Origin of the sequence: Kitasatospora sp. NPDC057198 (assembly GCF_042670125.1) — a bacterium.
Taxonomy (GTDB): Bacteria; Actinomycetota; Actinomycetes; order Streptomycetales; family Streptomycetaceae; genus Kitasatospora.
On the sequence record NZ_JBHUWH010000354.1, the window covers coordinates 1 to 8,363 of the forward strand.

Genomic DNA, 8,363 nt, shown 5'->3' on the forward strand with positions numbered 1-8,363 from the left:
GCTGCCCACCGTGCGCCGCGTCCTCGCCAAAGCGAAGAAGTCCCACCGCTGGGAGGTCCGCGGTCTGGACGAGGCGCTGAGGGCGGCCCGGAGCTGGGGTCCGGCCGCCGCCCCCCTGGCCCCGGAGCTGACCGCGCTGCTGGCCGCGCCCTCGATCACCGCCCGAGCGGCCGCCGAGGCGCTGGGCGAGATCGGCCCGCAAGCCGCCTGGGCCGCAGGGGAGTTGGCTCGGCTCGCGACCGGCCGCCACTGGCACGGGGCCCAGGCCGCCGCCCGGGCACACTGGCGGATCACCGGCGACCCGGACCTCGCGCTGCGCACCGTCGGCGCGGCCGTCCGGGCCGGTCTGGGCCGCCCGGTGCACCGCTACCTCGCCGAACTCGGGCCGCTGGCAATCGACTTCGCCGATCCGGTCCGGGAACTCCTGGACGCCCCGGGCGAGTTCAACCGGATCGGCGCGGCCGAAGCCTGGTGGCGGATCACCGGCGAGCCGGCCCCCGTCCTGCCCGTCCTGCGGCGCCTGATCACCGGCCCGGCCCACGGCGAGGCGGACGAGCCGACCCTGCGGGCGGTCCGGCTGCTGGGCGCGATCGGCACCCCCGCCGCAGAGTCCGCACCGCTCCTGCGCGCCCTGCTGGCCTCCGAACGCCGCCACGGCGCGACCGTCGCCCTGGACGAGGAACTGTGCGCGGCGGCCCGGACGGCGCTGGAACGGCTGGGCTGAGGCGGGTCGAACGCCACCGCACCGCCGCCGACCGCATCCTGCGTCTCCTCCGCCCGACACCGGGGACCGCACCGCGCGGCCACGACGCCCGCGACGCCGCACCGGCCCGCCGCCGGGGGAGGCGGCGCTGACCCGACCGCCGCAGCCCCGGAACCGACGAGCGCCCCAAGGCCCTGCCCTGCCCCACCCCGGAGGCAGGGCGGGGCCTTTCTCTCGTTCCGCCCTCGTCGCTCTCCGCTCCGCCGGCCCTGGACCCTCCGTGATCCTGACGTCCCGTCGGATCGCTGGCGCCACTGACTGACAGTTCATCAGAATGCGATACGCCTGACAGGTGCACTCTCCGGTCGCATCCTTGGAACCACGTTGAACCTGAGCGACGTTGGAGGACGAGATGGCCCTAAAGTTCCTTGGCATCTACCCGAACACGCCGGATGACGGCTCTCCGACCATCTGGCTGGACGACGTGACCGGAGATCTGGTCATCCAGTCGTACAAGGCCGACGAGGCCACCGTTCGGGAGGCGCAGGAGGTGGGCTCGGTCCCTGGCCACTCCACCGACGTGCCGGACCACGAGACCGTGATCCGGCTCCCTGCGAACATGCTCCAGTTCATCCCCCGACCGGAGGACAACACCCGTGGCAACAGCGGTTCGTGAACAACTCGCCAAGGCGCAGCGCTCTGCGGTGCACCTTGAAATGCGGGACGGCTACATGCTGGACGACCCGGAGTTCATCGCTTGGCAGAACGGCAAGCGGCTGGACTCGGCCGACCGGGAGTCGTGGTGGCGGTCGTGGCTGGACGTGGTGGCCGAGACGACTTCCCGGGGCGTCGTCATGCGTCGCCTGCGGGTCGTCTCGGAGCCGGTGACCGACTACATCAAGTACGAGTACGACGTGACGTTCCCGAACGTCGCGGCGGGTGAAGAGGTCAGGTGGCTGCCGCGTTCGCGGACGGGTGACCTGCTGCTGCCCGGCCTGGACGGGTGGGTCATGGACGAGCGGGTGGTGATCCTGCACCACTTCACCGGCGACGGCCAGTGGGCCGAGGCCGGGATGGAGGTCCGGGAGGATGCCGACCTGGCGTCCCGCTACCTCGCGGCCTACGAGGCTGCTTGGCAACGAGCCGTCCCGCACGCGGAGTACCGCCCCGTCTGATCGGCAACCGAGCACATGGCCGATTCGGCATCTTCGAGTGTCCAGCGCGCCCGGCAGAGCCTCGCGGACCAACTCCGGGAGATACTGCGGGACTCCGGACTCAAGGGGCGGGACCTGGCCGTCGCCTGTGGCTGGTACCCGTCCAAGGTCAGCCGCCTGCTGAATGCCCACACCCCGCCGTCCGAGGACGATATCCGGGCCTGGTGTCGGGCCTGCGGGGTGCCCGAGCGGGCGGCTGACCTGATCGCCACGCTCCGTGCCGTGACGGGCATGTTCGTGGAGTGGCGGCGGATGGAGCGGGCCGGGCTGAAGCAGGCACAGGAGGCCCGACGCCCGCTGTACGAGCGCACGCACCGGTTCCGGTCGTACTCGTCGTGGCTGATTCCCGGGCTGATCCAGACCCCGGGATACACCACGGCGGCGTTGCAGGCGATCCAGCAGCGCCGGGGCCTGGTGGACGACGTGTCCGCCGCCGTCGCGGCCCGGATGGAGCGCCGACGGGTGATGTACGAGGGGGACCGCCGGTTCGCGTTCCTGGTGGAGGAGTCGGTGCTGCGCTCGGGCATCGGCGGTGCCGCCGTGATGCGGGACCAGCTCCACCACCTGGCCACGGTGGGCTCCCTTCCCAACGTCAGCTTGGGCGTGCTTCCGATGCGGCCGGACCGGTTGCGTTGGCCCGCAGAAGGGTTCTGGATCTTCGACGCCGCACAGGTGAACGTCGAACTGATCTCGGGATACCTGACGATCACCCAGCCGAGCGAGGTGGCGATGTACGCCGAGACCTTCGCCGAACTGGCCGAACTGGCGGTGTACGGGACCGCCGCACGGACGCTGATCGCGTCAGCCGCCGAGCTGTTGGGGTGAGGCGTTCCAACCGGCGTGGAATCTCGTAGAACTTCGTAGCCGCCTGTTCCGGTCTCTTCGTACCTTCCTGCTGACGGGATTTCACGTGGAACTGCACGGGAGGAACGGGCATGAGCGTGGATGCGAAGCAAGCAGGTAGGCGGGCTGCCCTGTCGCAGACCGCGTGCCCCTCGTGCGAGTACTTCAACGACGTTGCTGCCGCGTACCCGGTCGAGACGCACCCCACGATCGCCCGAAAGATCGCGGGATGGCGTGCCCGACACGCCCGCGAGGACGGGTGTCCGCAGGTGCCCGGCGCGGGCAGCCGCGCCGCGTGACGTCAGGAGGAATCCCGGACCGCGAGACCCCACGCCGGCCGGCCGCAGCAAGGGCCTCGGCCGGAGCGGGCCAGCACCACCCGGCGGGCGTATCCGCCCATCGGGACGCTGAGCAACTCCACACGGAGGTAAGCACCATGAGCGTGAACGGCACCGTGGACCTCGCCGCCACGGACCCGCGCGACCTGATCGGCCCGGAGGTTCGGGAGCTGATCCTCACCACCTACCGGGCCAACCACCCGGACGTGCCCGAGATCCGGACCGAACTGGGGGTCGGCCAGCTGGCCGCCTTCCTGACGGCGTGCGCGACCAGTGACCGGCCGCTGAGCCCGTCGCCGGAGGTGGACGACTACTGGCACGCCTTCGTGCTCAACACCGAGGCGTACATGGGTTGGTGCACGGCCAGCTTCGGCAGGATGGTGCACCACAAGCCGGGATACCTGGACCCGGAGCAGCACGGTGGAGGCAAGGTGCTGCGGGACCGTGCCATCGACGCCATCGCCGCACTGGGCTTCCTGCTGGAACCCGACTTCTGGCCGGAGATCGAGCTGGCGGACTGCTCGCAGTGCCACGCCAACTGCCACGACAGCCCGTTCGCGGGCAAGTAGGTCGGCCCTCCGGCCGGGGCTTCCGCCGTGGGACCCCGGCCATCCCGCTCACGAACGGAACTCAGCAGTGACGCGCACCGCATGGGATCAACTCCCCGCCGAAGCACGGCAAGCCGTAGAGACCCTGACGGGCCCCGTCGTCAAGGCGCAGAGCGCGGGCAACGGGGTCAACTCCGCGTTCGCCAGCCTCTTGGAGACGGACGGCGGCCGGGTGTTCGTCAAGGGTGTGCCGACGGACGCCCCGGGGGCGTGGGTGTACGGGCACGAGGCCGACGTGTCCGCCGTGGCCCCGCTGACCGCCTTCCCCAAGTGGCGTGCGGAGGGCGGCGGGTGGAGCTTCTACGGGTACGAGTTCTGGCCCGGCCGCCACCCCGACTTCTCGCCGGGTTCCCCGGACCTGCCGTTCGTGGCCGCCTCGCTGGCCGTGGTGTCGTCCTGTCCGTGGCCCGCCACCATCCGCAAGAAGCCCCTGAGCGACCGCCTGGCCCGGTTCGTCCCGCCGGGCGGCGCGGGGGCGCTGGACGGCTACTCGCTGGCGCACACGGACATGGGCGAGTTCAACCTGATCGTGTCCGGTGCCCGGGTCCGGGTGATCGACTGGGCGCTGTCCTGCCCCGGCCCGGAGTGGACGGACGCCGCGCTGTGGGTGCCCCGGCTCATCGCCGCCGGGCATACGGTGGAGGCGGCCGACCGGGTCGCGCGGGGCGTCACCGCGTACCGGGAGGCGGAACCGGACCGGCTGTCCGTGTTCGCCCGGACCGTCCGGGCCGCGTGGTCGGCGCGGACGGCCGAGGACCCCCTGCCGCAGCGCATGCGGCTCGCCGCGGCGGCCGAGGCGTGGGCGGCGGCGTACGAGTGAGCACGGCCCCGAGCGGGTGGTCTCCCCGTTCGCGGCTTCTCCCGCTGACGCCGTGGACGGCCAACGCGGAGGACTTGGACGGGGGAGCCCCCGGAGGGCGTGAGGGGCCGGGAGCGGGCCGTCTCGCTGCTGTACGGGGCGACGCCGGCCGGGTCGGCGGAGGACGGCTGGGCTGCGTCGTACCTGGGCCGCGAGGCCGTTCAGACCGCGGCGGGCTGCGCCGGTGCCGGCGCCCCCAGCAGGCGGACCACCTCGTTGACGGCCGCCCGGCCCGCGCGGTTGGCGCCCACGGTGGAGGCGGACGGCCCGTAGCCGAGCAGGTGGACGCGCGGGTCGTCGGCGACCCGGGTGCCGTCCATCCGGATGCCGCCGCCCGCGGTGCGCAGGCCGAGCGGGGCGAGGTGGGTGAGTTCGGCCCGGAAGCCGGTGGCCCAGATGATCGCGTCGACGGCCAACTCCTGGTCGCCCCAGGCAATTCCGTGCTCGGTGAGCCGGTCGAACATCGGGCGGCGGTGCAGCACGCCCAGCTCCTCGGCCCGGCGGTGGGCCACGCTCGGGCCCAGGCCCGTCACCGACACCACGCTGCGCACCGGCAGCCCGGCCCGCACCCGCTCGTCCACCCTGGCGACCACCTCGCGGCCGAACTCCTCGGTGAACGGTCCCTGGTGGAACACCGGCGGGGTGCGCGTCACCCAGACCGTCCCGGCGACCGCGCCGACCTCGGAGAGCACCTGGACGGCCGAGGCGCCGCCGCCGACCACGACGACGCGCTGACCGGCGAACTCCGCCGGGCCGCGGTAGTCGGCGTAGTGCAGCTGCCGCCCGGCGAACCGGCCCGGGTACCGGGGGAGGAAGGGGCGCGTCCAGGTGCCGGTGGCGTTCAGCAGGGCGCGGGTGGCCCAGCGGCCGGCGTCGGTCTCCACCAGCAGCCGCCCGTCCGGCCCGCCGTCGGCCCGCCCGTCCGGCCGCTCGCGCACCGCGAGCACCTTCACCGGGCGCAGCACCGGCAGCGCGTGCCTGGCCTCGTACGCGGCGAAGTAGCCGGGGACGGCGACGCGGGCCTCGGTGGCCGGGTCGGTGGCGGGGAGCTCGAAGTCCGGCAGGTCGTGGAAGCCGTGCACGGTCGCCATGGTGAGCGAGGGGGAGCGGTGCGCCCAGGCGCCGCCGGGGGCGTCGTCCGCGTCGAGCACCACGAAGCCGGTGTGCGGGGCGAAGCCGCGGCGGCGCAGGTGGTAGGCGGCGGACAGGCCGGCCTGGCCCGCGCCGATCACCAGCGCGTCCACCTCGCGGACGGCGCCCGCCCCGGTGGTTGCGGTCCCGGTACTTGCACGTTCAACGGTCACACCGGTGAAACACCGGGGCGCGGCCGGCTGTTCCCCGGCAGCAGCGCGCGGGCGGCCGCGGCCAGCCGCTCCGGGCCGCCCGGACAGAGGTCGAGGAACAGCCGGGGCTCGGTCAGCTCCAGCTCGATCAGCGCGGGCCCGCCGTCCGGCAGCCGGACCAGGTCGACCCGGGCGTACAGCAGCTCGCCCGGCTCCGCCGACGCCGCCAGCACCCGCTGTGCGAGCGCCAGTTGGTCGGCGTCCGGCTCGCGGGCCGCGTCCGCGAAGCCGCCGCCCAGCATCGGTCCGCGGCGCACCGCGTGGCTGAACTCCCCGCCCAGGTACAGCAGCGAGGTCTCGCCCTCGTCCTCCACCATCGCCAGGTACGGCTGCACCATCGCCGTCCGCCCGGCCGCCGTCAGCGCGGCGACCTGCGCCAGCGCCGCGGCCCGGTCGGTGGTGCGGACGGTGTCCCGCGCGCCGGAGGAGACGGTCGGCTTGACCACCAGCTCCGGCCAGTCGGCCGCCGCGACCGCGTCCGCCGGATCGCCCGGGGCCACCCAGAGCGTCGGCACCACAGGCAGCCCGGCGGCGGCCAGGTCGCGCAGGTAGGTCTTGTCGGTGTTGCGCTCCAGCACCCGCGCCGGGTTGGCCAGCCGGGTCAGCGCGGAGACCCGGCGCGTCCAGGCCAGGAACTCCTCGCGGTACAGGATGTAGTCCCACACGCTGCGCACCAGGACGAGGTCGTACCCCGCCCAGTCCACCGCCGGGTCGTTCCAGTGCACCGCCTCCGCCTCCACCCCGAGCCGGGCGAAGGCCGCCAGCACCGGCAGCCGCTCCACGTCCTCGACCCCGCGGCAGGTGGCGTACGCGACCTTGGCGGGGCGGCGGGCGGGCTGGTGCGCGGCGGTGCTCACGGGAGGCTCCTGGGGTCGGGGCGAAGCGGTGCGGAGCGAGCGTCCACCGGCCCGCTGAGCAGTGTCAATCGGTATTTCGTACCGTCATTCGACGGTTTCGGGCGGCATGTCCGCCGGGTGTCCGGACGGATGCGGAGCGTGATCGTCCGGGAGCGGTCGCGGGGGCGCCCCGGCAGGTGGTTAGGGTACGTGGGACCCCGGACCGTCCTGCCCCCGGAGAACCGCACCCCCATGCCACCGCTCCCGCCCCCGGCGGTCCGACGCCACCGCCGGGCCCTGCAACTGTGCTTCGCGATCCCCGGCCTCTCGCTCGCCAGCTGGGTCACCCGCACCCCCGAGGTCCGGGACCGGCTCGACGCCTCCACCGCCGAGATGGGCCTGGTGCTCTCCGGCATGGCCGTCGGCTCGATGCTCGGCATCCTGGTGGCCGGCGCGCTGGTCGCCCGGTTCGCCACCCGCCCCGTCGTCGTCACCGGCATGGTCCTGGTACTGGCCAGCACCGCCGTGACCGCGCTGGGCGCGGCCGTCGCCTCCGCGCCGCTGGTCACCCTCGGCCTGTTCCTGATCGGCTCCGGCATGGGCCTCTCGGAAGTCGCCAGCAACGTCGACGGCTCCCTGGTGGAGCGCGAGTACGGCCGCCCCGTGCTGCCCGCCCTGCACGGCTGCTACAGCCTCGGCACCGTCGTCGGCGCCCTCCTCGGCGTCGCCGGGGCCGCCGCGGGCCTCCCGGTGCCCTGGCACCTGGCCGCGGTGCTGCTCCTGGTCACCGTGCTGTTCGCGCTGGCCCTGCCCGGCCTGCGCCCCGGCCTGGGACGCGCGCTGCCCCGGCAGGAGGAGGGCGGCGCCCGCGAACGGCGGCTGTACCTCGACCCGAAACTGCTGATGATCGGCGGCGTGGTGTTCGCCATGACGCTCGCCGAGGGCGCCGCCACCGACTGGCTGCCGCTGCTGATGGCCGACGGCCACGACATGCCCGCGGGCCCGAGTTCCGCCGTCTACGCGGGCTTCGCCGCCACCATGGCGGTCGGCCGGTTCGCCGGCGGCCCCGTGGTCGCCCGGCTCGGCCGCCCCGCCGTGCTCGGCGGCGGCGCCCTGCTCGCCGCCGCCGGCATCGCCCTGGTCGCCTTCTCCGACGCCCCCGCCGCCGCGGGCTGTGCCGTCCTGCTCTGGGGCCTGGGCACCGCCCTCGGCTTCCCGCTGGCGCTCTCCGCGGCCGGCGAGTCCGGCCCCGACACCACCGGCCGGATCGCGCTGACCTCCCGGATCGGCTACGTCGCCCTGCTCGCCGGACCGCCGGTGCTGGGCCTGCTCGGCGAACACCTCGGCCTGCGCGCCGCGATGGTCCCCGTCCTGCTGCTCGCCCTCACTGCCGCCGCCCTCTCCCCGGCCGCGGGCCCCCGCCGGGGTGACGGTTCGCCGAACGGGGGGCGGCCGTCCGGTGACACCCGCCCGCAGGCCCCCGCCACCCGCTAGGTTCGCGGACGACCGGCCACGACGACCGGTCACGACGACCGGTCACGACGACCGGTCACGACGACCGGTCACGACGACCGGTCACGACGACCGGTCACGACGACCGGTCACGACGACCGGTCACG

Annotated in this window: 8 protein-coding genes and 1 pseudogene; 7 read left to right on the forward strand and 2 right to left on the reverse strand. The window is 74.2% G+C overall.

Features of this window, described 5'->3' with window-relative positions; all coding sequences use genetic code 11:
- The 6 genes and pseudogenes from ACFUEL_RS29670 to ACFUEL_RS29695 form a co-directional block, all read left to right on the forward strand.
- Positions 1 to 724 (forward strand): annotated as a pseudogene (locus ACFUEL_RS29670) (hypothetical protein); the annotation flags it as partial.
- Between the two features lie 391 nt (positions 725 to 1,115).
- Positions 1,116 to 1,379, forward strand: a complete 264-nt coding sequence (locus tag ACFUEL_RS29675; RefSeq protein ID WP_380239863.1) for a hypothetical protein — start codon at positions 1,116 to 1,118, stop codon at positions 1,377 to 1,379.
- Positions 1,360 to 1,878, forward strand: coding sequence for a DUF6879 family protein (locus tag ACFUEL_RS29680; protein WP_380239856.1), 519 nt, complete (start codon positions 1,360 to 1,362; stop codon positions 1,876 to 1,878). The genes ACFUEL_RS29675 and ACFUEL_RS29680 overlap by 20 nt, the downstream gene beginning before the upstream one ends.
- A gap of 15 nt (positions 1,879 to 1,893) precedes the next feature.
- Positions 1,894 to 2,742: a helix-turn-helix domain-containing protein gene (locus tag ACFUEL_RS29685; RefSeq protein WP_380239857.1), complete on the forward strand. Its 849-nt coding sequence runs from the start codon at positions 1,894 to 1,896 to the stop codon at positions 2,740 to 2,742.
- A 454-nt stretch (positions 2,743 to 3,196) separates the two neighbouring features.
- Entirely contained in the window at positions 3,197 to 3,667 is a 471-nt protein-coding gene (locus ACFUEL_RS29690) for a hypothetical protein (protein ID WP_380239858.1), read from the forward strand.
- Positions 3,668 to 3,734: 67 nt separating this feature from the next.
- Positions 3,735 to 4,526 carry an aminoglycoside phosphotransferase gene (locus ACFUEL_RS29695; protein ID WP_380239859.1) on the forward strand — a complete coding sequence of 264 codons (792 nt, stop codon included), beginning with the start codon at positions 3,735 to 3,737 and terminating at the stop codon, positions 4,524 to 4,526.
- Between the two features lie 200 nt (positions 4,527 to 4,726).
- On the opposite strand, the gene ACFUEL_RS29700 is transcribed toward ACFUEL_RS29695, so the two are convergent.
- Entirely contained in the window at positions 4,727 to 5,869 is a 1,143-nt protein-coding gene (locus ACFUEL_RS29700; RefSeq protein WP_380239860.1) for an NAD(P)-binding domain-containing protein, read from the reverse strand.
- Entirely contained in the window at positions 5,866 to 6,765 is a 900-nt protein-coding gene (locus tag ACFUEL_RS29705; protein WP_380239861.1) for a RimK family alpha-L-glutamate ligase, read from the reverse strand. Before ACFUEL_RS29705 ends, ACFUEL_RS29700 begins: the two co-directional genes overlap by 4 nt.
- A gap of 231 nt (positions 6,766 to 6,996) precedes the next feature.
- Here ACFUEL_RS29705 and ACFUEL_RS29710 point away from each other — a divergent pair, with 231 nt between their 5' ends.
- Positions 6,997 to 8,238 carry an MFS transporter gene (locus ACFUEL_RS29710; RefSeq protein WP_380239862.1) on the forward strand — a complete coding sequence of 414 codons (1,242 nt, stop codon included), beginning with the start codon at positions 6,997 to 6,999 and terminating at the stop codon, positions 8,236 to 8,238.
- Positions 8,239 to 8,363 lie beyond the last annotated feature (125 nt).